This window comes from Acinetobacter brisouioides (assembly GCF_004331075.1).
Taxonomy (GTDB): domain Bacteria; phylum Pseudomonadota; class Gammaproteobacteria; order Pseudomonadales; family Moraxellaceae; genus Acinetobacter.
On record NZ_SJNX01000008.1, the window covers coordinates 40,236 to 64,445 of the forward strand.

21 protein-coding genes are annotated in these 24,210 nt (G+C 39.6%); 10 read left to right on the forward strand and 11 right to left on the reverse strand.

What is annotated here, in order from left to right; translation table 11 throughout:
• Nucleotides 1-7: 7 nt before the first annotated feature.
• Nucleotides 8-1,441: a gamma-aminobutyraldehyde dehydrogenase gene (locus tag E0H77_RS11340; protein ID WP_131378080.1), complete on the reverse strand. Its 1,434-nt coding sequence runs from the start codon at nt 1,439-1,441 to the stop codon at nt 8-10.
• Nucleotides 1,442-1,687: 246 nt separating this feature from the next.
• On the opposite strand from E0H77_RS11340, the gene E0H77_RS11345 reads away from it, so the two are divergent.
• Both E0H77_RS11345 and E0H77_RS11350 read left to right on the forward strand, forming a co-directional pair.
• On the forward strand, nt 1,688-3,475 hold the full coding sequence (locus E0H77_RS11345) for a TerD family protein (RefSeq protein WP_131378082.1): 1,788 nt from the start codon (nt 1,688-1,690) through the stop codon (nt 3,473-3,475).
• Between the two features lie 128 nt (nt 3,476-3,603).
• Complete coding sequence (locus tag E0H77_RS11350) at nt 3,604-4,089, forward strand: hypothetical protein (RefSeq protein WP_131378085.1); 486 nt, start codon at nt 3,604-3,606, stop codon at nt 4,087-4,089.
• An 87-nt stretch (nt 4,090-4,176) separates the two neighbouring features.
• On the opposite strand, the gene pepN is transcribed toward E0H77_RS11350, so the two are convergent.
• Entirely contained in the window at nt 4,177-6,783 is a 2,607-nt protein-coding gene (gene pepN, locus E0H77_RS11355) for an aminopeptidase N (protein WP_131378087.1), read from the reverse strand.
• A gap of 262 nt (nt 6,784-7,045) precedes the next feature.
• Between pepN and E0H77_RS11360 the strand changes: the two genes are divergently transcribed.
• The gene (locus E0H77_RS11360; RefSeq protein WP_131378089.1) at nt 7,046-7,480 is read left to right on the forward strand and encodes a hypothetical protein; all 435 of its coding nucleotides are present in this window, start codon (nt 7,046-7,048) and stop codon (nt 7,478-7,480) included.
• Nucleotides 7,481-7,558: 78 nt separating this feature from the next.
• Here E0H77_RS11360 and E0H77_RS11365 read toward each other — a convergent pair whose 3' ends face one another.
• Both E0H77_RS11365 and alr read right to left on the reverse strand, forming a co-directional pair.
• On the reverse strand, nt 7,559-7,918 hold the full coding sequence (locus tag E0H77_RS11365) for a RidA family protein (RefSeq protein ID WP_004904874.1): 360 nt from the start codon (nt 7,916-7,918) through the stop codon (nt 7,559-7,561).
• A gap of 11 nt (nt 7,919-7,929) precedes the next feature.
• On the reverse strand, nt 7,930-9,027 hold the full coding sequence (alr, locus tag E0H77_RS11370) for an alanine racemase (RefSeq protein ID WP_131378091.1): 1,098 nt from the start codon (nt 9,025-9,027) through the stop codon (nt 7,930-7,932).
• 884 nt (nt 9,028-9,911) lie between these two features.
• On the opposite strand from alr, the gene E0H77_RS11375 reads away from it, so the two are divergent.
• Both E0H77_RS11375 and E0H77_RS11380 read left to right on the forward strand, forming a co-directional pair.
• On the forward strand, nt 9,912-10,451 hold the full coding sequence (locus tag E0H77_RS11375; RefSeq protein WP_131378093.1) for an undecaprenyl-diphosphatase: 540 nt from the start codon (nt 9,912-9,914) through the stop codon (nt 10,449-10,451).
• A gap of 622 nt (nt 10,452-11,073) precedes the next feature.
• Nucleotides 11,074-11,601: a lecithin retinol acyltransferase family protein gene (locus E0H77_RS11380; protein ID WP_131378095.1), complete on the forward strand. Its 528-nt coding sequence runs from the start codon at nt 11,074-11,076 to the stop codon at nt 11,599-11,601.
• Here E0H77_RS11380 and E0H77_RS11385 read toward each other — a convergent pair whose 3' ends face one another.
• Nucleotides 11,602-12,351: a glutathione S-transferase family protein gene (locus tag E0H77_RS11385; protein WP_131378097.1), complete on the reverse strand. Its 750-nt coding sequence runs from the start codon at nt 12,349-12,351 to the stop codon at nt 11,602-11,604.
• A gap of 245 nt (nt 12,352-12,596) precedes the next feature.
• Between E0H77_RS11385 and ychF the strand changes: the two genes are divergently transcribed.
• Entirely contained in the window at nt 12,597-13,688 is a 1,092-nt protein-coding gene (ychF, locus tag E0H77_RS11390) for a redox-regulated ATPase YchF (RefSeq protein ID WP_131315225.1), read from the forward strand.
• A 5-nt stretch (nt 13,689-13,693) separates the two neighbouring features.
• On the opposite strand, the gene E0H77_RS13775 is transcribed toward ychF, so the two are convergent.
• Nucleotides 13,694-13,837 (reverse strand): hypothetical protein, encoded by a 144-nt coding sequence (locus E0H77_RS13775; protein WP_165491521.1) that lies wholly within the window; start codon nt 13,835-13,837, stop codon nt 13,694-13,696.
• 230 nt (nt 13,838-14,067) lie between these two features.
• Between E0H77_RS13775 and E0H77_RS11395 the strand changes: the two genes are divergently transcribed.
• Nucleotides 14,068-14,532, forward strand: coding sequence for a MarR family winged helix-turn-helix transcriptional regulator (locus E0H77_RS11395; RefSeq protein WP_131315226.1), 465 nt, complete (start codon nt 14,068-14,070; stop codon nt 14,530-14,532).
• 42 nt (nt 14,533-14,574) lie between these two features.
• Here E0H77_RS11395 and E0H77_RS11400 read toward each other — a convergent pair whose 3' ends face one another.
• Nucleotides 14,575-14,877 (reverse strand): hypothetical protein, encoded by a 303-nt coding sequence (locus tag E0H77_RS11400; RefSeq protein ID WP_131378099.1) that lies wholly within the window; start codon nt 14,875-14,877, stop codon nt 14,575-14,577.
• Nucleotides 14,878-15,069: 192 nt separating this feature from the next.
• Between E0H77_RS11400 and E0H77_RS11405 the strand changes: the two genes are divergently transcribed.
• Complete coding sequence (locus E0H77_RS11405) at nt 15,070-16,449, forward strand: ABC1 kinase family protein (RefSeq protein ID WP_131378101.1); 1,380 nt, start codon at nt 15,070-15,072, stop codon at nt 16,447-16,449.
• 230 nt (nt 16,450-16,679) lie between these two features.
• Here the strand turns inward: E0H77_RS11405 and E0H77_RS11410 are convergent, their stop codons facing one another.
• On the reverse strand, nt 16,680-17,789 hold the full coding sequence (locus tag E0H77_RS11410; RefSeq protein WP_131378103.1) for an S-(hydroxymethyl)glutathione dehydrogenase/class III alcohol dehydrogenase: 1,110 nt from the start codon (nt 17,787-17,789) through the stop codon (nt 16,680-16,682).
• Nucleotides 17,790-18,507: 718 nt separating this feature from the next.
• On the opposite strand from E0H77_RS11410, the gene E0H77_RS11415 reads away from it, so the two are divergent.
• Nucleotides 18,508-19,815 carry a dicarboxylate/amino acid:cation symporter gene (locus E0H77_RS11415; RefSeq protein WP_131315229.1) on the forward strand — a complete coding sequence of 436 codons (1,308 nt, stop codon included), beginning with the start codon at nt 18,508-18,510 and terminating at the stop codon, nt 19,813-19,815.
• A 213-nt stretch (nt 19,816-20,028) separates the two neighbouring features.
• Nucleotides 20,029-20,937, forward strand: coding sequence for a DMT family transporter (locus E0H77_RS11420; RefSeq protein WP_131378105.1), 909 nt, complete (start codon nt 20,029-20,031; stop codon nt 20,935-20,937).
• A gap of 120 nt (nt 20,938-21,057) precedes the next feature.
• On the opposite strand, the gene E0H77_RS11425 is transcribed toward E0H77_RS11420, so the two are convergent.
• The 3 genes from E0H77_RS11425 to E0H77_RS11435 all read right to left on the reverse strand — a co-directional run bounded on the left by E0H77_RS11425 (nt 21,058) and on the right by E0H77_RS11435 (nt 24,148).
• On the reverse strand, nt 21,058-21,549 hold the full coding sequence (locus E0H77_RS11425) for a hypothetical protein (RefSeq protein ID WP_131378107.1): 492 nt from the start codon (nt 21,547-21,549) through the stop codon (nt 21,058-21,060).
• Between the two features lie 87 nt (nt 21,550-21,636).
• Nucleotides 21,637-23,031: a class II fumarate hydratase gene (gene fumC / locus E0H77_RS11430; RefSeq protein ID WP_131378109.1), complete on the reverse strand. Its 1,395-nt coding sequence runs from the start codon at nt 23,029-23,031 to the stop codon at nt 21,637-21,639.
• A gap of 115 nt (nt 23,032-23,146) precedes the next feature.
• Entirely contained in the window at nt 23,147-24,148 is a 1,002-nt protein-coding gene (locus tag E0H77_RS11435; protein ID WP_131378111.1) for an SDR family NAD(P)-dependent oxidoreductase, read from the reverse strand.
• Nucleotides 24,149-24,210 lie beyond the last annotated feature (62 nt).

Here is a 24,210-nt window from a genome sequence, read left to right on the forward strand (position 1 = left end):
TTTAAAATTAATCTTCGTAAGCACTCATGACATGTTTAATACGGGTATATTCCTCAAAGCCGTAACCCGATAAATCTTTGCCGTAACCTGATTTTTTAAAGCCGCCATGTGGCATTTCTGCGGTGAGTGGGATATGGGTATTAATCCACACCGTGCCAAAGTCCAAATCGCGTGACAGACGCATAGCGCGTGAGTGATCTTTCGTCCACACACTCGATGCCAAACCATATTCAACATCATTGGCTTTGTCTAAGGCATCGGCTTCATCGCTAAATTTCTGTACGGTAATAATCGGGCCAAAGATTTCAGTTTGTACGACTTCATCGTGTTGTGCCAAACCTGTGATCACCGTCGGTTCAAAATAAAATCCAGCCTGTTCGGCTTTTTTACCGCCTGTTTCAACCTTGGCATGTGCAGGTAAACGTTCAATAAAACCTTGAATGCGTTGCAGTTGCCCTGCATTGTTGAGTGCCCCATATAAAGCATCCTGATCATCTGGCAAACCGAAATGACTGTTCTTGGCAGCTTGTACCAGTTTTTCCACAAACTGATCATGCACTTCATCGGCAACTAGAACGCGAGTGGCTGCGGTGCAATCCTGCCCTGCATTGAAATAGCCTGCCAAGGCAATATGTTCAGCGGCTTTGTCCAAGTCCGCATCAGCAAAAATCAAGACGGGAGCCTTACCACCGAGTTCCAAATGTGCTTTGGCAAGATTGGCGGCTGCCGATGCCGCGACTTGCAAACCTGCACGTACTGAACCTGTAATCGAAACTAATGCAGGAATACGATGCGACACCACCAACGCACCGACTTCAGCATTCCCCAGTACTACGTTAAACGCGCCTTTTGGAAACAGCGGTGCCGCCAGTTCTGCCAGTAACAAGGTACTTTCTGGTGTAGTATCACTCGGTTTGAGTACCACCGTATTGCCTGCGGCTAAAGCAGGGGCAATTTTCCAGACAGCCATTAAAAATGGATAATTCCACGGCGCAACCTGTCCAACCACACCCAATGGTTCACGGCGAATGCTTGACGTGGTTCCTTGCAAATACTCTCCTGTAGATTTACCCTCTAGACAACGTGCAGCTCCTGCAAAGAAGCGAATCTGGTCGGCGGCGGTGGCGACTTCTTCAGAAGCAATCAGGTGTTTGAGCTGTCCCGTGTTGCGGCTTTGTGCTTCCACGAAGCGCTCCGAATTCTGCTCAATCACATCTGCCAACGCCAACAGTGCTTTTTGACGAACAGATGGTGTAGTTTTCCCCCATAAGGCAAATGCAGATTTGGCAGCCTGATAAGCAGCATTGACCTCAGCTTCGGTTGCATTTGGTGACTGGGCATAGGCTTCGCCTGTCACTGGGCTAATCAGGTCGAAGTACGCTCCCCCAAACGATTCAATGTATTCCCCATTAATAAAATGTTTTAACTTTAACGTGCTCATTGTATTGTTCATTCCCTATGTACAGTTGTTTAAAATAATACCTATAATGTTATATGTATTATGTTTGAAAATTCCTGTCAATCATTTTTGTTGAATAATCTGTTTTTATTTCTTCAAATTACTTTGGACGCTAAAACAGCAAAAAGCCAGCCAATCTGCGCGTCACTATTTTTATTTTTACAAAAGCTCGGTACATTGTGCACAGGACATGTTAAAACCGCCAAATTCTGACAAGGTAACAACGCTATGGAACTGACGCTTGGCGCCAATACTGCACTTGCAACAACACAACTGACTGTAGACATACAGGTTTTTGGTTTAAGCGCAGCAGATTTAGACTTTAGCGTCTACCGCCTTGCTCAGCAGACTCAACAAGTTCGTGGCGATGATGACATGATTTTTTATGGGCAACCGCACGATCAAGCGCAAACGCTCAGTTTGTCAGGCAATTCTATTGGTGCATGTTTAACTATTGATTTATCTCGCCAACCTTCTGAAATCGAAAAAATTGCGATTTGTGCTACCCTCGCCGATTCCTTTCGCAATTTTTCAGCCATCAATTTCTTAAAAATCAAATTACTCAATCAAAATGAAGTCCTTGCTCACGGTAAAATTTTAGGTGAACAACGTCGTGAAGCCGCACTGATTTTAGCGGAAATTTACCGCTACAAAGGGCTTTGGAAATTTCGCTTAGTCGGACAAGGTTTTCATGGTGGGCTCAAACCTTTGGCGGAACATTTTGGCGTGAAAATTATAGAAGAATCTGAAGGTACTTCGCCAACGCCAACGCCAACGCCAACGCCAACGCCAACGCCAACGCCAACGCCAACGCCAACGCCAACGCCAACGGAATCATCCAACTTTCTTAAGGGTATTTTGTCAAACCCACTAAAAATATTTGAGAAACGTAAGCACCTAAAAGCCTTTCAGCAATTGATCGGAAATCTGTTTCAAACTCAACAACTGACCGACAAAACCCAGCAACAACTGATACAGTTTTGCCAAACACATCAGCTCGACCTCAAAGAGGCCTTAGCGTTTTCCCAACAAGAAACTCATTTGTTTTTAATTACAGCGACCAGTAAACAATCAAAGCTAACACTTGAGCGCTGGATGAACTTTTTACATCCAGCCGAAAAAACCAGAAGCCAAGTTTATGCCTTACTCAAACAAACGGCAGAACAGCAATTTCGACAAAAACTGCAAGAAGCATTAAACATACGTCAGTTAACCACACCAAATATGCAAGATTTGGATCAGCTGTGCCACAGTCAGCAATTGGATAAAACATCGCTAATGCATAGCATGCACAAAGAGATTCAGAACTTTCTGCAGTTTAAACTTGCCAGCATGAGCGCAGATGGCTGGGTCGATCAGGCTGAACAACTTGAATTCCAGCAGCTTTGCCAATTCTTACAGGTTAGCTTACAGGCTGAACGTGATTTACAAGCCCGCATTGCTAAGACCAACCAGATTTATAAAATCCGTCAAGGGCAAGTTAGCCCGATCCAAACCAATCAAGTAATCTTAAAAAATTTGGAAGCGTGTTACCTCCATCAGACTCAAGTTAAAAAACTCCATACCAAAAAAGAAGCGGTGATTGGAGATTTATTCATTACCAATGAACGCCTGATTTATATATCCGACATGGCACTGGAAATTCCGATTGCTCAAATCATGGCAGTCGAATGTCACGCTGCTACCATTTACATTACCGCGAAAACCAAAAAAGCCTCAGGTGAGTTTTGGATTGGGGAACATGCCGATTTGGTTGAAGCTTATATTGATCAGGCGGTTAAACGCTTCCACCGCCAAGTGGATTTGCAACAAACTTCGGGTAGCACGCGACATATTACACAAAACGTTAAAAATGCGGTATGGGAACGCTGTCAAGGCAAATGCGTGGAATGCAATGCATCGTCCTATCTAGAGTTTGATCATATTATTCCCTTTTCTAAAGGTGGCTCAAACTCGGAACGCAATATTCAATTGCTCTGTCGGGCATGTAATTTGGCGAAAAGTGATCGGTTATAAGAATGTGTATTTTTCAGATTTTATTTTGGGTTAAACTTCAAGATATGTAATAAAAATATATAAAATCATATTTTTAGTTTTAATAAATTCACATAAAATAGATTAAATATCAGCGCATGAACCGCAACATGAAATATTCTGTTTTCCTTAGCATACTAATTGGCTGTCTTTTACCGACAATGTCACAAACTCATGCGAATCCTGTTTATTCTGTCAATATTTTAAATCGCCCTTGGAACTGCTCATTTTATAATGGTTATCAAGTCCCAATTTACCTAGACCCAAGTCTCAACAATGTTGGCGTGGCAGGAAATACCCCACCACATATTGTTTTAAATCCAGTCGTCATGAATCAATTTTCACCGACTATGCAAATATTCTGGCTGGCACACGAATGTGTTCATGCAACCTATCAACCTGTTTCTGCAAATGAAAATCAGGAAATGACAGCCGACTGCATTGCAATTAAACAGTTAAGACAATTGAATTTAAGCCCAAGAGAAGTCAATGAAATTGCTTGGCAAACTTTGCCTTTGCTTGGCAGTACACATACAGGGCACTTACCCGGCCCACTGAGAGCGCAGCATATTATGCAATGCTATATGTCGCCTTAGAGAAATAATCCTCAATAAAAAGTGCTATTCCCCCAACTAAATTGGAGAAATAGCACTCATTTTTACACTTAAATATATGCAATAAAATTAGATACTGAGCATACTATTTAAGGTTTCAGCCACATTTTTAGATTTCACTTGTGCTTTCAAATCTAACAACTGCTGTTGTACTGCTGAACGCTGAGGTTCTGCCAAAGTATACCAACGTGACAACACCTGTAGCATACGTGAACCCACAATTGGGTTTTTCTCATCCAGATACTGAGCAAGTTCAATAAAGTGCTGCACCCCGAAACTCCATGTATTGACTGGATGGCTATTTAAACCGCCGCTCACCGCACGAATACGGTTTGGTGTTCCCAAGTCATAATCAGGATGTGCAGTTAAATACTGAATGGTTTCAGCATTAGCTTTTGGATGTGCGGCTTGCAACACAAACCATTGATCCAGTGCCAATGCTTCATCATTAAAGCGATTATAGAAATCATCCAGACACGCTTTGGCTTGTAGTGCATCATTCCACAGCAACACTTTCAACGCACCTAAGCGTTCAGACATATTGAGCGTGGTTTGATACTGTTCTTCTGCCCAAGTAAAGACATCTGCATCGCCCTGACGCGCCATATAGCTCAGTGCAATATTTTTCAGTGCGCGCTCGCCCATTGCCTGTGAAAATTCATTTTGCAGGTCTGGATCAAGTGTCTGATAGGTCTCTTTCCAGAAATCCCCCATTTCACGGGCAAAAGTATCTAATAAAGCATTACGTTTACTTTGAACAACTTCTGGTTGATAGCCCTGATCAATACGGCTACCCAAATAACCTTCAGCAGGCACATCCAGTAAACGTGAAGCCAACAACGGATCACGTTGCACTAGCTCAGGTAAGGTATTTTTCAAGGCTTGAATATAAGTATCTGCAGCATGGTCTTCGAGTAAAATTCGTTCCAGCAAGGTTTGAGTTGCTTGCCACTGATTGAAACCATTGGTTTCATGCTGGATTAAAAATGCCAACTCATCATTCGAATAGTCAAAATCCAAATTCACAGGCGCAGAGAAATTGCGCAGCAATGACACGACAGGTTGCTCATTCACTCCCGTAAATTCAATCGTTGCCTGATCCTGATCAAACAAATACACGCCGTCTTTCACATCATTTACAAATAGGTCTGTTGAATGCAGCGTATATTGCTCACCTGTATTGGCATTAAACAGCGCCAATGCCACAGGAATTGGAACTGCTTTCAGATCTGGGTATTTTGGATGTACTTTTAGGCTTTGTTTCAAGCTCAAACGATAAGTCTGAGTCGCTGCATCATATTCACCTTTGGCTTCCAGTTTTGGCGTTCCAGGTTGATTGTACCAGTTTAAAAATGCCGATAAATCCACACCTGAACCTGCTGAAAGCGCAGCCACCCAATCTTCGACTGTGACGGCTTGACCATCGTGACGGCGGAAATATTCGTCTGTGCCCTGACGGTATTTTTCCTGACCAAGCAAGGTCGACATCATGCGGTTAATTTCCGCACCTTTTTCATAGACTGTTGCGGTATAAAAATTATTAATTTCAACAAAATGATCTGGACGTGGCGGATGTGACAGCGGACCTGCATCTTCAGGGAACTGATGCGATTTCAAAACGGCAACATCATCAATGCGTTGTACCGCAGCCGACTGTAAATCTTCCGAGAAAGACTGATCACGGAATACCGTTAAGCCTTCTTTTAAACACAACTGGAACCAGTCACGGCAAGTAATTCGGTTGCCTGTCCAGTTATGGAAATATTCATGTGCAATCACAGACTGTACACGCATAATTGCGGCATCTGTGGTGTATTCTTCATCGGCAAGCACACAAGAGGTATTAAAGATATTTAAACCTTTATTTTCCATTGCACCCATGTTGAATTGGCTCACCGCTACAATCATATAGTTATCGAGATCATAAGCGCGACCATAATGCTCCTCATCCCAACGCATGGAATGTTTCAGCGCTTCCATCGCGATGTGGCATTTTGGAATATCTTTTTCAATTGCATAAATTTCTAAAGCAACATCACGCCCTTCCGAAGTCACGTAACGGTCTCTCAGCACAGCCAAATCACCAATCACACAGGCAAACAGGTAGCTTGGTTTTTTGGTTGGGTCTTGCCACAGCGCATAATGACGACCTTCACCTGCTTCACCCGTTTCCAGCAAGTTACCATTTGCCAGTAATACTGGATATTTTTTATCGGCTTCCACACGCGTGGTAAAGACAGATAAAACGTCAGGACGGTCTGGATAAAAGGTAATTTTACGAAAACCTTCAGGCTCATTTTGGGTGACAAACAAATCACCCGCCTGATACAACCCTTCCAGCATGGTATTGCTTTCAGGGTGAATAATGACTTGGGTCTGAATCGTTGCCTGATCAGGCACATTCGACAACACCAATTGCTCAGCATCGAGTTGATACTCGGTTTCAGACAACAACTCACCATTTAAACGAATTGATTTGAGTTCCAGATCTCGCCCTAGCAGCACCAGATCTCCTGCTGTTTGACGTTGTATATTTAACGTTGCATCCACAATCGTGTGGTCGTCATAGACTCGAATGTCTAAATCAATCGAATCGACAAGAAAGCTTGGTTTTTGATAATCTTTTAAATAAACCGTTTGATCGGCTTCAACCACTGGATTTGCTGCAATATTCATATATCGTCCTAATTTTTTTCTGAACTCGACACCACATGACTTGATCATACTTGGTGTTATTTCAGTTGTCTTTAACTGTCGCAGATTAATATTGGGCAATTTGCAGCATTTTCAATTGAATTCGATTTTAGTGATGAAATCACGCACAGTTTTACTTTTCAAAAATCTTCATAGAGCGCTTTCATATATGCTTAAAAGCGGTTTATTTAGTCTATAAGGCACATATCAAAAAGCCCAATCAAATTAAAAATGGAGCAAAACAATGGGTTTTATTAACGCAAAAATTACTGAACAAGACCGTTTAGATTATGGACTAGATAGTTATGCTATTCCATATTTTAAAGATGCAATGTATTGGACAATTGACCAAGAAAACAAGATGTTCTTAGTTCGTACTTGGAAAGGACATGAATTAGGCGTAGATACCCATATTTCGGTTTGGATATTTTATGTCAATGGCGGTTTTTTAAAATTCACCAAAGAAATTTTGGAATATAAAAAAATAGAAGATGGACATTATTATTCCAAACAAAAACTGACAGACCTTCGCATCATTGAAGACGTGAATATGGATCGGCAGCAACTGTTACAACAGATTGTTGAGGCGATGGAAGTCTGCCAAGAGATAACCCCCATTCCTCCTAGCCCATCCATGAAAAGTTATGATCTTTGGGTTGACGTGAACGATGTGCTTTAAATCGGTCGATTTTGATCTAGACATGTCCCAATTTGATTGATCAAATCAGGACACACCTATATTGCACGATTAACTAACTCAGATTTGAGCTGCTGTAACCGCAATTTCAATTAACCAGTTTGGGTTAACTAAATCTGCTTGAATGGTCGCACGCGCAGGCGTTGCATTGCCTTTTAACCAATCCACCCAGATTGCGTTAAATTTTGGGAAATCTTCTAGATTTTTGATGAAAACTTGAGCTGAAATCAATTTAGTTTTGTCAGTGTTTGCCAAAGCCAACAACTCATCAATTGTCGCCAAGATTTCTTTGGTTTGACCTTCAATATCCAAATCGGTGTTTTTAGGTACTTGGCCAGATAAATAAACAACGCTATTGAATACAGTTACTGCACTCATGACTTCAGTTGTTTTAAAATGCTCAATGCTAGAATTTGACATGTGTGATTTCTCTACGGTTGATTTAAAAAAGTAACTCGTGATGTGACAGCGCACATTAGTTCATAGCCGACTGTTCCAGATGCGCTCGCAACTTCATCAATCGGTAAAATTGTGCCAGAAGAAGATTTACCCCAGAGTACAACTTCGCTTCCAACTTGTGCATCGCTAATATGGGTGACATCGACAGCAAGCATATCCATACTCACTCGACCAATCAGTCGAGTTCGAACCCCATTCACCAGAACTGGCGTACCTGTTGGTGATACACGTTGATATCCATCTGCATAACCACAAGCCACGATGCCGATTTTCATTGGCCCTTCTGTAGTGAAAGTCGAACCATAGCCAATCGTTTCATGATCTTGCAAATCCTGAATTGCGATTAATTCACTTTTCAGCGTCATGGTTGGTTTCAAATTCCAATCATGGATGGTATGTGTTGGATAATCTGGTGAACTGCCGTAAAGCACAATGCCGCTACGCACATAATCTGAATGAAGCTTGTAGCGAAGAATGGCAGCACTATTGCTGATTGAGCGTTTACCAGGCAAATCTTTAACGGTTTCTTCAAAGGTTTCTAATTGATAATGAATGCCTGGTTTTCCTAAACGCTCACCATCTGCATCGGAAAAATGCATCATATGCGTGATGCTTTTGATTGCAGGGTTTAAATGTAATTGCTTCCAAGTGCTTACATATTCGCTTGGTTTAAAGCCTAAACGGTTCATCCCGCTATTCATTTTTAAAAATACATCAAATTGAGCAGGATATTGGTGTTGTTGAATCCATTTCACCTGTGTTTCATTATGAATCGCAAAACTCAAGTTATATTGAGTGCAATCAAAAAGGTCTTGAGGTGAGAATATCCCTTCAAGCAATATAATCGGCCCTTCCCATCCTAAAGCACGTAACTTTTTCGCTTCAGCAATATCGAGTAGAGCGAAGCCATCCGCTGTTTTAAATGCATTGTAAACATTTTCAATGCGATGACCATATGCATTTGCTTTGACTACGGCAAAGACCTGACTATTTTCAACGGTACTACGAACCATAGCCAAGTTATGTGCTAATGCTTCATGATGAATAATTGCCGTAATTGGACGTGACATCGTTTATTCCCAACCTGTATTTGAAATCTTGATGAAGGACTATTTGGCCTTTTCACCAATTTCTAGATGCTACTCTCTAAATTGATAACTAAAAGAAGAAGGTATTGAGATCATCATTTGCATCGCGTCCACGACCAAAAAATGCATAGAAAATAAAAGTATATTTTCCATTGATTGATCTTCAAGGTGATGTAAATCGTTGGCGGTATGAAATGATAAATTCTGAGGCTTAAGCCCGAAATCTATTTTGACTCATCCAATGAATCTACTCGTAATAATCCGTCTAATTCCAGTTAATTCGACTAGTATATTTTTAAATAAATAGGCGATTTAACTATTTTTATAGCAAATTTATAGATAATTTATTTATTTTTCTCGTCTTCATTAGAAAAAACCAATAATTTTTTTATAGCGCTCACGTAATGATGCTGGGAATTTAGCTCGAAAAGCTGTTGAGAGCAGCTCTGCGATTGTGAATATTCAACGATTCTAGAGTGTATCCTGATTTGGCTTTGCACCAAATCATCAAAGCAATCTCAATCATAGACTAAAAGTTTTGTGCAAGTTTAGCCAATCAAATGACGATCACACCAAACTATTTTCATCTTGCACAGGCATTTCAAGTTAAATGCTCCAAGCAATATAAACATTTACCGAACATCCTGATATTTCTCCTGTTCTTTGGACAAAGAACATCATAGGACCGCATAGTAAATTGAACTGATGACCAAATATCTTTGGCGACTAGCATGCAGGCCATTGAAGATTAATCCATTATTCTTCTTATTTTCATTCAATTGAAATCTAAGCAAAGCTTAATATTGCCGTCATTCAATTGGCGGCCAAGTTAAATAAAAAAGCACAGTGCTTTTTCTGAGGTCATGATGTCACTAGAAATGCTTAATTTCCAATTATTTGGACTCATCAATGCATCAGCAAATCCAAATCCTTTTTTGGTTAAATTTGCAATTTTTATCTCGCATGATCTTGTCACCATATTTGTCATTGGATTATTGGCTCTCGCCTTCTTTCGTCCTAAACGTTTTAAAATTCCAGCCATCAAGGCAGCAGCTTTTACAGCGATCACGTCGATCATCGCAGCACTAATTGACAAATTTTATTATCACCCTCGTCCTTTTGCGCTTAATTTGGGACATAAGCTGATTCATCATGCTGCAACCAATTCTTTTCCAAGTCACCATATGCTCGCCATGAGCAGCATGGCGTTGGCATTTTTATTATTTAGCCGCGAAAAATTAGTCGGCAGTATTTGTGTTGCACTGGCTTGGCTTGTGGGTTGGTCACGTGTGTATCTTGGCGTACATTTTCCTGTTGATATTATCGGCGCATTTTTACTGGCTTTATTTATCAACATCTTAGGTAACTTGGTGTTATGCAAATACTTGGAATTTCGTAAGTCCTAACAAAAACCATCTGCTCATATCTAACAAGACCACCTCAAAGATTCGTATATGATTTAAGGAGATAATTACTCATCTCCTTAAATTCCCCAAATAACAACCATAATTAATTTCACATATAAATCAAAAATTTAAATTTATTTCTCTTTTTCTAACCATAGAAAGAGAAGCATTTTTCGGTATAGATATTTCCCTCAACAAAACTCAACAGATTGCTGTATTTCAATCGTCAAATTGAGATGAGCTTACCTACAAAATAGGTTCTTTGAGATTTTTTCAATTGCTCATCTTTAAAGCAAATAATTAAGCATAAATTTTAACGTCATCTAGTCATAAAACACTTTTTATGTCGCTGTATAGCCAATATAAAAAATAAAGTACAAACTATGATCAATCAGGTTTATCGTTGTTTCTTTTATATTTTAAGTCTCTAAAAATTTACCTCATCCATAACAGACTGTTATTCATTGATTGATCGAATCTTCACCTTGTAAAGATGCAAATTTGCAACAAAGCTTCCGATAAATGTCCACACTCAACCTGAGTGATTTAGTCCGAATTATGCTATGCTCTTGCCGATTCACCTAACCCTTGGCTTTATAAATCTTTGTAGTGTAAAGAGAATATGGCGAAAGTCCCTTTCAACGTTGGTACACATCTGATTGTGAAACACTTTGGTTACACCCATCACGGTATTTATGCAGGACGTGGGCGTGTCATTCATTATTCTGGTTTTGCACATCTGTTTAAGAAAAAACCCATTGAAATGACCAGCCTTACCCAGTTCTCGCATGGTAAAAAGATTCTGGTTCGCCATTATCAACAGCCAAAATACAAAGGACGAGCAGTGGTTCGGCGTATGCGCTCACGCATGCACGAAAACAGCTATCACCTGATTATCAATAATTGCGAACACTTATGCAGTTGGGCAATTACAGGTCTGGAAAGTAGCCCTCAAGTCATTAAAATGATGAATAGACTCACAACTATCGGCTATGTGAGTTCTATTATGAGTTATATGAATAGCCTGTTTTTAACCATCGCAACCACCAGTTTTGCATTGGTGCTATATATCAAAAAGAAACTGCGTGACAAAGCCAAAACTCAGCTCTCCACTCATTTGACCTATAAGCAAGAACCTAAAAATAAATAACTAAATACCATGCCAGTCAACACGCGCATTACGCTCTGTTGCATAGATGCGCATCACATATTGCCCAATCGGTAAGTTTTGTAGCTGTAGTGAAAACGCATAAGCCTCTTCAGAGATCATGTCAAAGCTGTCAAGTTCCCATGGTGTTCCTGAGATATTTAACAAGGGAGCAAGCATTGAACATACCGCGATATCGGCCAGTGTTAGGCGCTCAGCGAGCAAGTACCGAGGCTGTGCTGTAAATTTTTCAGCATAGGTCAAAATATATTGTTTAGATTCTGCCAGTCTTTCAGCATCTAGTTGAAAACCATGACTGACTAAAGTTTTCACCAACGGTTGGGAGTATTTTTTTAATTTACGTAAATAACCACTTTCACCCAACAAAATATCTAACGAAGCATTATTACGTACAATCATTTGTGACCAAACCCAGTGACGTACATGTACGCCGAGTAAATTGGCTTCATGATTGAGATGTAAAACTTCTTCGCGCAGCCCAAAACGGCTTGGCAGCAGATTATGCTCTGGGTAGGTTTCATCCAAATAACGAGCAATTTCAGTCGAATCGGCAATCCAGTGAGTTTCATCCTTTAAAATAGGCAAGTTATTTTGCCCAGTTTTCAAGCGTGCAAATGCCCGATGGAAGCCTGGAGCCAAATTATGAGCAACAAAATCCAGCTCTTTATGATCGAGTAACCAACGCGCTTTTTCACAAAAATGTGACAATGGAAATTGGTATAAAGTGCGCATAGAATTCCCCTATTTGATCACAATTTTAATTATAGACTAGAAATACTCTATTACTTTAGTCAGGAAACTGAGCAAACTCAATGTTCATTTCTACCGAGTTAAGTATACAAATCTCCCAAAATAAAAACATTCCTTCACTTTTTATATGGCAGATGATCTATCATAACTCGATCATGACCTGACTTTAACGCTGCTTTGTTGTAAAATCACTGGCAATTTTACATAACAACTTTTGTGAGTCTTGCATGGGTTTTAATTGTGGTATTGTTGGTTTACCAAACGTCGGCAAATCAACGCTTTTTAATGCACTAACCAAAGCTGCGATTGCTGCGGAAAACTTCCCATTTTGTACCATTGAACCCAATACAGGGATTGTGCCTGTTCCAGATGCACGTTTAGACAAATTGGCAGCTATCGTCAATCCTCAGCGTATTCTACCAACAACCATGGAATTCGTAGATATTGCAGGGCTTGTCGCGGGTGCATCTAAAGGTGAAGGTTTAGGGAACCAGTTTTTGGCAAACATCCGTGAAACCGATGCGATTGCCCATGTCGTACGTTGTTTTGAAGATGAAAACGTCATTCACGTCAACGGCAAAATCGACCCGCTAGATGATATTGCTACGATTAACACCGAACTTGCACTTGCAGACATGGACACCGTGACCAAGTCTTTAACCCGTTTGGTTAAAATCGCCAAAAGTGGCGACAAAGAAGCGATTGCAACCAAAGCCATTCTAGAAAAAATCTTGCCTTTACTTGATGAAGGTAAACCTGCCCGCGCTGCAGATTTGTCTGATGATGATCGTAAACTGCTACGCGGTTATGGTTTATTGACCCTTAAACCAACCATGTATATTGCCAACGTTGCAGAAGATGGTTTTGAGAACAACCCGCATCTTGACGCTGTACGTAAGCTGGCAGAAGAAGAAAACGCGATTGTTGTGCCATTATGCAACCAGATCGAAGCTGAAATTTCTTTGCTTGAAGATGATGAACGTGCTGAATTTCTTGAAGCCATGGGTATGCAGGAACCAGGCTTAAATATCGTTATTCGCGCTGGTTATAGCTTACTTGGCTTACAAACCTACTTTACTGCGGGTGTACAGGAAGTTCGAGCTTGGACAGTTAAAGTTGGAGCAACTGCACCACAAGCGGCAGGCGTGATTCACACCGACTTTGAGAAAGGTTTTATTCGCGCTGAAGTTGTAGCTTATAACGACTTTGTGCAGTACAACGGCGAAGCAGGCGCAAAAGAAGCTGGAAAATGGCGTCTTGAAGGAAAAACTTACATCGTACAAGATGGCGATGTCATGCATTTCCGCTTTAATGTCTAAATAAATCACATCAAGGTCAGGAAAACACTTTCCTGACCTGTTTTATAGAGCTGAATGCTAAAACTCATAATTAAAGAAGTATTTTCGTAAAATACCATTTCATAAATCATAAAGTTTTTGGCGTGATACCCAATTGCACCATCAGCCATACCTAAAATCAATTTCTGAAACGATTAAAGTTCTTTCATCATATTTTATATCCCATTTGTATTTCTACCATAAGAAGATAACAAAAGGATTGATAAAAGAGATCTATTACTCTTATTTATAAGGTATTCTTTCGAAGAAGATAAAATTTACATTTTTGTATAATATTTACTTTTTACGTGATTTTGTTCACAATATAATGATAAGTAATACAAAAAAAGGCTGGCAACACATGAGCAAAAAATACGCAAAATATTTACCCGCTTCGGATAATATTCAGACCAGCAACTTTCCATTTTACTGGATCACCCAAATTCACCAAAAGTATGTCGAAAATGTCGATCACGTCCTCAAAAAGTATGGAATGGATAACTCTCGTCGCCGTGTATTGGCTGCATTATTAACCAAACAAAATGCCAGTGTTTCTGAGTTATCAGAAATCCTCATATCAAAAATGTCAACAACAACAAAACTCGTTTATCGCCTCAAAGACGAAGGTTATGTTGATACCCATTCATGCCCTGAAGATGCTCGCATTACTCGTGTTGTGCTTACTGAAAAAGGACACGATATGCTTAAAAAAATTAATGACCTAACGGGCGTTGTGCTAGAAGAGGCATTCACAGGACTAACACCATTACAAATTGAGAAACTACTGGCGCAATTGCAGCATATTTTCAAAAACCTGTCGCATTAACTTGATCGCAAGTATTCAACTAACATCGACGATGTTCAATCATTACATTCTGTATTTCACTTTAAATAACTCACGTTTTTCAAGGCGTGTTTTATTTTCTGTAATATGCTGAAGCAGCATATCTTTCACCCGCTCATGCGTAAAACCCAGTGCATAACCTTTTACAATAACTTGACTTGGCAAGCTAAAGAAAAAATATTTTAAATCTTCTTCTTGCATGTCAGGAAAAATATGTTGGCACTCCAAGAAATGCTTCAATGCCTGTTTTTCTTGTTGTACTTGCGTCGATGAATCATTCCAATAATGTTTACGTATTGCCATCAGATTATTATGCTTATAGCTCACATTTTTCTCCTCAAATACTTATTGATTCTATTGTAGCTATTATTATGCACATACTTTTAGCGACAGTACAAAACGCTGTAAAATCCCACAAGAATCTCGACATTGAACTGTTTTAATACGCACGAAAAGCTTTTTTTTCGTTACAATAAACCACTTATGCTCAAATTTCCCTTCTCTTAAGGATTGTGTTCAATGTCAGATCAGAAAGATAAGTTAAAGAATTTAAAAACATCTTCTATAGATCGACGTTTATCCATTGTAAAAGCATCCTTATTGGCAGGTACGCGCTGGGCAACATCGAATGCCACCACTATATTTTCAAGTGATGAAGAAAAAGAACGTAAGCGCAAAAAGGCGCTGAAAGAACAAGCAGACTATTTAGTTTCTGAAATTGGCAAACTCAAAGGCTCAATTGTTAAAATTGGGCAAATGATGGCGCTCTACGGTGAGCACTTTCTCCCTGACGAAATCACTCAGGCCTTAAGCACGTTAAATAATCAAACGATGGCACTGGAATGGAGTGCAATTCAACCTCATTTAAAAAATGAGCTGGGTGAAAAATATTATGAACTAGAAATCAATCCTGAACCGATTGGTACAGCATCCTTGGCACAAGTGCATCGCGCCAAAAGAAAATCTGACGGTTTAGATATTGCACTCAAAATACAATATCCAGGTGTTGCCAATGCCATTGATTCAGATATGAATCTATTTAGAAGCATGATTCGACTGACTAATATGGTGCCTCAAACTCGTGAATTTGATCAATGGTTTGAAGAAGTCCGTGAAATGATGCATCGAGAAGTGAGCTACGATGTTGAAGCGGCAACAACCCACCGTTTTGCCCAATATCTAAAACATGACACGCGTTATATTGTACCTAAAATCATTGATCGTTATTGTACCAAACAGATTCTTTGCATGACCTTTGAAGAAGGTATTCCAGTAAATAGCCCTGCTATGCTTTCATTACCGCAAGAGCGCCGTAATCAGCTTGGTGAAGCCTCTCTTGAAATTGCCATTCGTGAACTATTTGAATGGGGTGAAATGCAAACTGACCCTAATTTTGGTAATTACCTTGTTCGCTTAGGCAATGGACAAGATATACCCGACCAAATTGTACTTTTAGATTTTGGTGCCATTCGCCAGTTTGATCAGAACCTACTCGATGTAGCACATAATCTGATTAGCGCAGGTTATCAGCACAACCTCGAACAAATGGTAAATGCCATGACGGGCTATGATTTCTTTAACAATATTCCCATCAGTATTAAGCCAGACATGGCAAAAGTATTTTTGCTGGCTACCGAACCATTTAGCAGTTTACAAAACAACTCAGACCTTCCAGAAGGTGTGATGGACGAACAAAACCGCTATAACTGGAAAGCCAGTCAACTACATAGCCGTGTCATGCAACGCGCTAGCAAATCAATGGCCTCACGTTATTTTAGTGTTCCCCCTAAAGAGTTTATGTTTATTAGCCGTAAGTTCATTGGTGCATATACGTTTATGACTGTTTTAGATGCACAAACCAATATTCGAAAAATGGTTACCCCCTTTCTGCGATCATAAACAGAAAAAACCTCAGACAAGCTGAGGTTTTTTTATCATTAGAATTTTTTTAACCTGAGTTCGGTGACAGTTTTTTAGTCAAAATATTCAAGATATCGGTCAATACCATCATCTTTTTCATATATTGAAAATACAATATCTTAAAAATGTAGCCCTAAGCTCAAACATGCAACTGACGTTTTTGCATGTTTGATTATGCCTACACATTTCATATCGAACTCAAGTTAATTTTAGTAGTGAACCACACTACGAATTGATTTGCCTTCATGCATCAAATCAAAAGCTTCATTGATTTTTTCAAGTGGCATGGTATGTGTCACAAAAGGTTCAAGTTGAATTTCACCTTTCATTGCATCTTCAACCATACCTGGTAATTGTGAGCGTCCTTTTACGCCTCCAAATGCTGTACCCATCCATTTACGACCTGTGACCAACTGAAATGGACGAGTTGAAATTTCCTGACCTGCACCTGCCACACCAATAATAATGGATTGTCCCCAACCGCGGTGTGCACACTCTAAAGCCGAACGCATAATATTCACATTGCCAATACATTCAAAAGAGTGATCAACTCCCCAGCCTGTCATTTCCACAATCACCTGCTGAATAGGTTGATCGTAATCTTTTGGATTGACAAAATCGGTCGCACCGAATTGTTCTGCAAGCTTGAATTTTTCTGGATTGGTATCTACAACGATAATACGTCCTGCTTTAGCTTGACGCGCACCCTGAACCACAGCTAAGCCAATTCCCCCTAGTCCAAAAACTGCAACGCTGTCACCTTCTTGAACTTTGGCCGTGTTGTGTACCGCACCAATACCTGTTGTCACACCACAACCTAACAGACACACTTGCTCGGGGTTCGCTTCAGGGTTAATTTTTGCCAACGATACCTCAGCCACAACGGTATATTCACTAAATGTTGAACAACCCATGTAGTGATAAATTGGCTCGCCATTATAAGAAAAGCGTGTTGTACCATCTGGCATAACCCCTTTTCCTTGCGTTGCGCGTACTGCAACACACAAATTGGTCTTGCCTGATTTACAAAATAAACATTCACCACATTCTGCGGTATATAAAGGAATAACGTGATCACCTGGTTGAACACTGGTTACGCCCTCACCTACCTCAACCACGATACCCGCACCTTCATGCCCTAAAATAGCAGGGAATATTCCTTCAGGGTCATCTCCCGAGAGAGTAAATGCATCGGTATGGCAAACACCAGTATGGGTAATTTTAACCAGAACTTCTCCTGCTTTTGGTGGTGCAACATCAACCTCTACAATTTTTAAGGGCTGACCTGGTCCAAATGCAACTGCCGCACGTGATTTCATTTATCCTATTCCTTAAGTTCAAATCATGGGTCATGATGATAATATTTTCATCATTATAGTTTCTTTTGAAGCAAATTTAATGCCTAAAAGTAAATTTCAGTACATTAGAACTGCAATATTTTCCTGTATTTTGACCTTAGATCATTTCATAAATAAATACAAACCCATCATGGCTACTCATCAATATACTTAAGAATTTCTTACGGGATGGATGCATTTTTTGCACCATATTAATGCATTTTTTGCATACATAATAATCAGATTCATTATTTAATTTAAAAGAATTCACCCCAAATTCCACAATTTCCGCTTATTTATTGTCAATTCAGACCAAATATCTCAAGAAAAACTTAACAATCTCATCTAAATTTTCAAATGAAAATTTAAAAGTTCAATGTAATTTTTCTTAAAAATTTTGTATAAAAAATATTCTATTCGACTAAAGTATAACTTATTGATTTGGTCGGGTTTCAGAATTAAAAATCGTTTTCTCGACTAACAAAACCCAACCAATATAATTAAGATATTGTTTTTATTTAATTTTATGAAAAATCAATAAATTTCTTTTATTTATTTGAGTTATTTATTTAATTTCATCATTTCCAAATTTTATAGCTACATTTTAACTTCAAATATTTTTTTAAAGTAAAATTCGTTTTGCAAGTAAACCACAAAATTGGCACCCACTTTTTTGGAATATCTATAGGATTTTATATTAATGGACATTCACGCACATCAACCCAAAACTCCAGGGGACAAGCCGAAGTTTTACCAAATACTTTATGTTCAAGTAATCTTCGCAATTGCCATAGGTATCTTATTAGGTCATTTCTTCCCAAGCGTTGGTGAAAGCTTAAAACCTTTAGGTGATGCTTTTATTAATATTGTAAAAATGATCATCGCACCCGTTATTTTCTTAACAGTAGTCACGGGTATTGCTAGCATGAACAACATGGGAAGTGTTGGACGTGTAACAGGTAAAGCGATGCTTTATTTTGTCACATTCTCAACTTTAGCGTTATTTGTTGGGATGGTGGTTGCCAATGTGATCCAACCTGGTCACGGCTTAAATATCGACCCTGCAACTTTACACGGCGATAAAGTTTCCGAATATGTTGAGAAAGCGCACGACTCGACTGTCGTTGGTTTCTTGATGAATATCGTTCCAAAAACATTGGTTAGTCCACTTGTTGGCGGCGATATCTTACAAGTTCTTTTTGTTGCAGTATTGTTTGGTATTGCACTTGCAACAACCAGCGAACACTCTAAACCAATTATTGATTTCTTAAATAACCTGACTACTCCTGTATTTAAACTTGTAGGCATGCTCATGAAACTTGCACCAATTGGTGCGTTTGGTGCAATGGCATTTACAATTGGTAAATATGGTATTGGTTCTATTGGTAACTTGGCATTATTAATTCTCACTTTCTACATTACAGCTGTATTGTTTGTCGTGATTATTTTAGGTGCTGTTGCAAAATACAACGGTTTCTCAATTATTGACTTGGTTCGTTACATTAAAGAAGAACTCTGGTTAGTTCTAGGAACAAGCTCTTCAGAAGCTGCACTACCATCACTCATGGAAAAAATGGAAGAAGCAGGTTGTGAAAAATCTGTTGTAGGTCTTGTTATTCCAACAGGTTACTCGTTTAACCTAGATGGTACAAACATCTATATGACGATGGCAGCATTGTTTATTGCTCAGGCATGTAACATTGACTTAACCATCGGCCAGCAGTTGACCCTACTACTCGTTGCCATGATCAGCTCTAAAGGCGCGGCAGGCGTAACTGGTGCAGGTTTTATTACACTTGCAGCAACTTTATCTGTCGTTCCAGATGTTCCTGTTGCAGGGATGGCGCTTATTTTAGGTATCGACCGTTTCATGTCTGAATGTCGTGCACTGACCAATCTTATTGGTAATGCATGTGCAACAATCGTTGTGGCACGTTGGGACAAAGCGTTAGACAAAGAAAAATTAGATGCAACGCTAAAAGCGCATAAAGCAAAAGCTGGAGCTTAAAGCAAAGATTGATGCATCAGCAAAAAAGCCGTGAAATTCACGGCTTTTTTTATTGCTATCTGATTGGTCATTCGGAGTCATAACTCCAACCATTTATCCGATGCCATCAGCCACTAAACTGAGCAAGATTTGGATATCAATCTATAAAAGATTACGTACAATCAGATTTAAATCATATCAAATGATTACGCATGACAAGGAGTGGCTGATTATATGCGTTCATCCGATTACATAAAATTATTGTTTCTTGCAGCAATATGGGGGGCTAGCTTTCTTTTTATGCGAATAGCGGCTCCTGAATTTGGCGCAATCAATACGGCTTTTTTAAGAGTCGTATTTGGATTTTCAGGGCTTGCTATCATTTTATTTATATTCAAATCTTCATTTCAATTTGAAGGTAAATTTAAATCTACACTCATCTTAGGCATGATTAATTCTGGTTTGCCTTTTTTAATGTATTGTTTAGCCGCAAAATGGCTACCAGCAGGTTATTCTGCAATTTTAAATGCAACTACACCGCTTATGGGTGCAATTTTTGGATTTAGCTTTTTCGGCGAACACCTGTCTTTGAAAAAATGGATCGGGGTATTTCTTGGTCTCTTCGGAATTATAGCCATTACAACAGTTGGAAAAGCCAACACCTCTCAAGGAACAATTGCGGGAATTACAGCATGTCTTATTGCCACAAGTTGTTATGCAATTGCTGGCTTTTTAACACGGCGCTGGATTTCAAATCGAGGCGGTTTAGATCCTAAAATAGTCGCTTTTGGCAGTCAGCTCGGAGCTGTACTCTTTCTGTTTCCATTTTTCATTTGGTCTATGACAACAGGCCCTAGCATTCATTGGCTACAAGGCAATGTATGGGCAAGTGTCATGGCCGTTGGTCTAGTGTGTACGGCTTTTGCCTATATTCTTTATTTCAAACTCATTGCTGATATTGGCCCGCTACGTTCTTTAACTGTGACATTTATGATTCCACCTTTTGGTGTGTTATGGGGATATCTCATATTAGGTGAAACAATGACCAAAGGTTTTATTTTTGGTGCGATCATTGTTTGTATCGCCGTATGGATGGTAGTCAGTCCAGATAAAGTTGCTCTTAATCATCAAAAGCAAACGTAAAATTACCTATAGAACCCGTTAAATCAATTCAAATATTCATCCAACTTATAAAAAACCTGTTAAATTTTAACAGGTTTTTGTTTTTCAAATGCCAGTCTACTTAGGGTTTTATTTAAGCATTTATATTGTGCCATTTAAAATAGCATCAGACACACGACCTTTCCAGTGTTCACGCAATGTTGGTAGATAGAATTTTTCACCAATTTCCACCAAGTCTGCATCAATCAGGGCATGTAAATCCTGCAAGAACAAATAATCGAGTTCAACATTCGACAATTTTGCATTTTTCTTACCATGCTCTTTACGCTTTGCCTGTGCTTTTTTAACAAACTGGTCAGCATAAGCACGGTCTTTATACTGTGCCACTGCAGTTAAACGTAGTTCAACTAGCCCCCAGCCCCCCAACAACAATTTGAAAATTTCAAAATCTTGAGATGATGCTTCCCAAGTCATCTCTTCCAAATTATCGTCTGAAGGTAGAACAGGAAGTAACAGCTCCATCACACTTGGAAAAATCTTTTTAAAATTGAGAATAAATTTGACAGGATGATCACCCGGATAATCTTGAAACTGAACGTGTTGTTGCGTATCGGTTAAATATATATCGAGCATAAAAAAGATCATCAGCAGTAAATATAGAGCGCTATATTGTACGCATAACTCACGCCAATACAAACTGCTGATGCTCAGACATGTCTATTATTTCACATTCGGTGCAACCATTTTTTCAGGGCGCACCACTTCATCAAACTGCTCAGGGGTTACCAGATTAAGCTCTACAGCGACCTGTTTTAAGGTTTTATTTTCTTTATAAGCTGTTTTTGCCACTTTCGCCGCATTTTCATAACCAATCACAGGATTAAGTGCAGTCACCAGCATTAAAGAATTATGTAAAAAGTGGTCAATTTTTTCGCGGTTTGGCTCAATTCCCACAGCACAATGATCATTAAAGCTATTACATACATCACCAAGCAATTGAATCGACTGCAATAAATTAAATGCAATCACAGGCATAAACACATTCAACTCAAAGTTACCTGACGCACCCGCAATATTAATCGTGGTGTCATTTCCCAAGACCTGAGCAACCACCATGGTCATGGCTTCACTCTGTGTCGGATTGACTTTCCCTGGCATAATGCTTGAGCCTGGCTCATTTTCAGGGATACGTAACTCACCAAATCCGCAACGTGGGCCACTGGCTAACCAGCGAATATCATTTGCGATTTTATTTAGGCTGATTGCAAGGGTTTTCAATGCACCCGATGCAAATACCGCAGCATCACGCCCAGCCAATGCTTCGAATTTGTTTGGTGCAGTAACAAAAGGCAAGCCAGTCAGTTGTGCCAGTTGTTGTGCAGCTTTCACGGCATAGTCTGGATGGGCATTTAACCCTGTACCCACAGCCGTCCCACCCAATGGCAGCTCATACAAGCCTTCAAGGGCTTGATTCAGGCGCTTTAAACCATGATCAAGCTGTGAGACATAACCGCTAAATTCTTGCCCTAATGTCAACGGTGTTGCATCTTGTAAATGTGTTCGGCCAATTTTGACAATTTGCTGAAATTCATCTGACTTTTGCTGCAAGGTATCACGAAGGCGTTTCACCGCAGGAATCAGCAGTTCATTAATTTGCACACTCGCTGCAACATGAATCGCAGTTGGAAATGAGTCATTGGTCGATTGTGCGCGGTTCACGTGATCATTCGGATGGACAGGCTTTTGTGAACCCAAAGGGTTGCCTAGTTTTTGGTTAGCAATATTGGCAATCACTTCATTACAGTTCATGTTACTTTGCGTACCCGAACCTGTTTGCCAAACTACCAGTGGAAATTGTGCATCCCACTGCCCCGCAATGACTTCTTCAGCCGCATCGACAATATAATTTGCCAGTTCTTGTGAAATCTGTTTCAACTCCGCATTGGTTAATGCAGCTGCCTTCTTGACCAGCCCCATGCCACGAATCATGGCGCGAGGTAAACGCTCTTGACCAATTTTAAAGTTTTGTAAGCTGCGCTGGGTTTGCGCTCCCCACAACGCATCATTTGGGACTTCAACTTCACCCATAGTGTCATGTTCAATACGTATTTTCATAACCTTCCTCTAGCTCTAGTTTTTATCGTTTACTTATATCTAATGATTTACATTATCACCTTAAGCATCATACTAAGCTAAAAGGTTTTAGTAAATAATTATCATTTTCTTATAATTATGCGCCACGATAAAATCGCCACTGATCCTGTAGCATCTGTGCGACTGTCCGTTGCGCAGTCCAAGCTAACTCTTGCCTTGCTTTAGTTACATCTGCACCAATCTGATCTAATACACTTTGATTTAAATGATGTGCAACATTCAGCATTGGGATTTTAGTACCTGTAACTTCTTCTGTGGTGTGAATCAACTGTGCAATACTTACCACATCTTCTCTGGCAATATTGAACACCTCATAGCAGTGTTGTTGTTTTCCCAACCATTCCAGTGTTTTTTCCAAAGCATCACAGACATCCAAAATATGTACAAAACTGCGCTCAACCGTATGATCCTGAGTTTTGGCAGCCTGATATAACTCTATACCTTCGCGCTCATGATTCGCAGCTTGCATCAACAATCCCATAATACTCTTTGGTAATTTAGGGACAAATTCTCCCCAAAAACCCTGTTCAAATGCACCAGCAACATTGGCAAGACGTAATATAGCCATATTCCATTCATTGTCGTGCTGAAATACATCAGCAAGAATTTTTTCCATCATTTGCTGTGACTGTACGTAAGGATTAGCACAGTGATAGTTCAACGGTGCAGTTTCTGAAAGCTTCGTTTCAGAACATCCATAAACCATCAGGCTCGATAAATGCACAAAATTTCGACAACCGATCCGTTGCATCATACGTACGATGCTCATTAAAGCACTCAAATTATTGTTATAATACTCAATCGGTTTCAAGGCTGATTCCTGTACTGATTTAAATCCTGCACAATGAATCACCACATCAATCGGGTACTGTTCTACAAATTTGGTTAATGCAGGTGTATTACGCACATCAACCTGTAAAAATGGAATATATTGCCCTGCGATATATTGCAAACGGTCTAAGGTATGCGGATGACTATTGACTAAATTATCAACCAACACAACTTGTTGCCCTTTAGACAATAAGTGCAATGCAATATGCGAACCTATAAAACCTAAACCACCTGTAATTAAAATCATTGTATACTTACCTATTGTTCATTTTTCATGGTTTACCATTCAAAGTCCACGCGAGTGCATAG

Coding starts and splice junctions, on each gene's coding strand:
- E0H77_RS11340 (WP_131378080.1), bottom strand. CDS start 1,441: ATGAGCACGTTAAAGTTAAAACATTTTATTAATGGGGAATACATTGAA.
- E0H77_RS11345 (WP_131378082.1), top strand. CDS start 1,688: ATGGAACTGACGCTTGGCGCCAATACTGCACTTGCAACAACACAACTG.
- E0H77_RS11350 (WP_131378085.1), top strand. CDS start 3,604: ATGAAATATTCTGTTTTCCTTAGCATACTAATTGGCTGTCTTTTACCG.
- pepN (WP_131378087.1), bottom strand. CDS start 6,783: ATGAATATTGCAGCAAATCCAGTGGTTGAAGCCGATCAAACGGTTTAT.
- E0H77_RS11360 (WP_131378089.1), top strand. CDS start 7,046: ATGGGTTTTATTAACGCAAAAATTACTGAACAAGACCGTTTAGATTAT.
- E0H77_RS11365 (WP_004904874.1), bottom strand. CDS start 7,918: ATGTCAAATTCTAGCATTGAGCATTTTAAAACAACTGAAGTCATGAGT.
- alr (WP_131378091.1), bottom strand. CDS start 9,027: ATGTCACGTCCAATTACGGCAATTATTCATCATGAAGCATTAGCACAT.
- E0H77_RS11375 (WP_131378093.1), top strand. CDS start 9,912: ATGTCACTAGAAATGCTTAATTTCCAATTATTTGGACTCATCAATGCA.
- E0H77_RS11380 (WP_131378095.1), top strand. CDS start 11,074: ATGGCGAAAGTCCCTTTCAACGTTGGTACACATCTGATTGTGAAACAC.
- E0H77_RS11385 (WP_131378097.1), bottom strand. CDS start 12,351: ATGCGCACTTTATACCAATTTCCATTGTCACATTTTTGTGAAAAAGCG.
- ychF (WP_131315225.1), top strand. CDS start 12,597: ATGGGTTTTAATTGTGGTATTGTTGGTTTACCAAACGTCGGCAAATCA.
- E0H77_RS13775 (WP_165491521.1), bottom strand. CDS start 13,837: ATGGCTGATGGTGCAATTGGGTATCACGCCAAAAACTTTATGATTTAT.
- E0H77_RS11395 (WP_131315226.1), top strand. CDS start 14,068: ATGAGCAAAAAATACGCAAAATATTTACCCGCTTCGGATAATATTCAG.
- E0H77_RS11405 (WP_131378101.1), top strand. CDS start 15,070: ATGTCAGATCAGAAAGATAAGTTAAAGAATTTAAAAACATCTTCTATA.
- E0H77_RS11410 (WP_131378103.1), bottom strand. CDS start 17,789: ATGAAATCACGTGCGGCAGTTGCATTTGGACCAGGTCAGCCCTTAAAA.
- E0H77_RS11415 (WP_131315229.1), top strand. CDS start 18,508: ATGGACATTCACGCACATCAACCCAAAACTCCAGGGGACAAGCCGAAG.
- E0H77_RS11420 (WP_131378105.1), top strand. CDS start 20,029: ATGCGTTCATCCGATTACATAAAATTATTGTTTCTTGCAGCAATATGG.
- E0H77_RS11425 (WP_131378107.1), bottom strand. CDS start 21,549: ATGCTCGATATATATTTAACCGATACGCAACAACACGTTCAGTTTCAA.
- fumC (WP_131378109.1), bottom strand. CDS start 23,031: ATGAAAATACGTATTGAACATGACACTATGGGTGAAGTTGAAGTCCCA.
- E0H77_RS11435 (WP_131378111.1), bottom strand. CDS start 24,148: ATGATTTTAATTACAGGTGGTTTAGGTTTTATAGGTTCGCATATTGCA.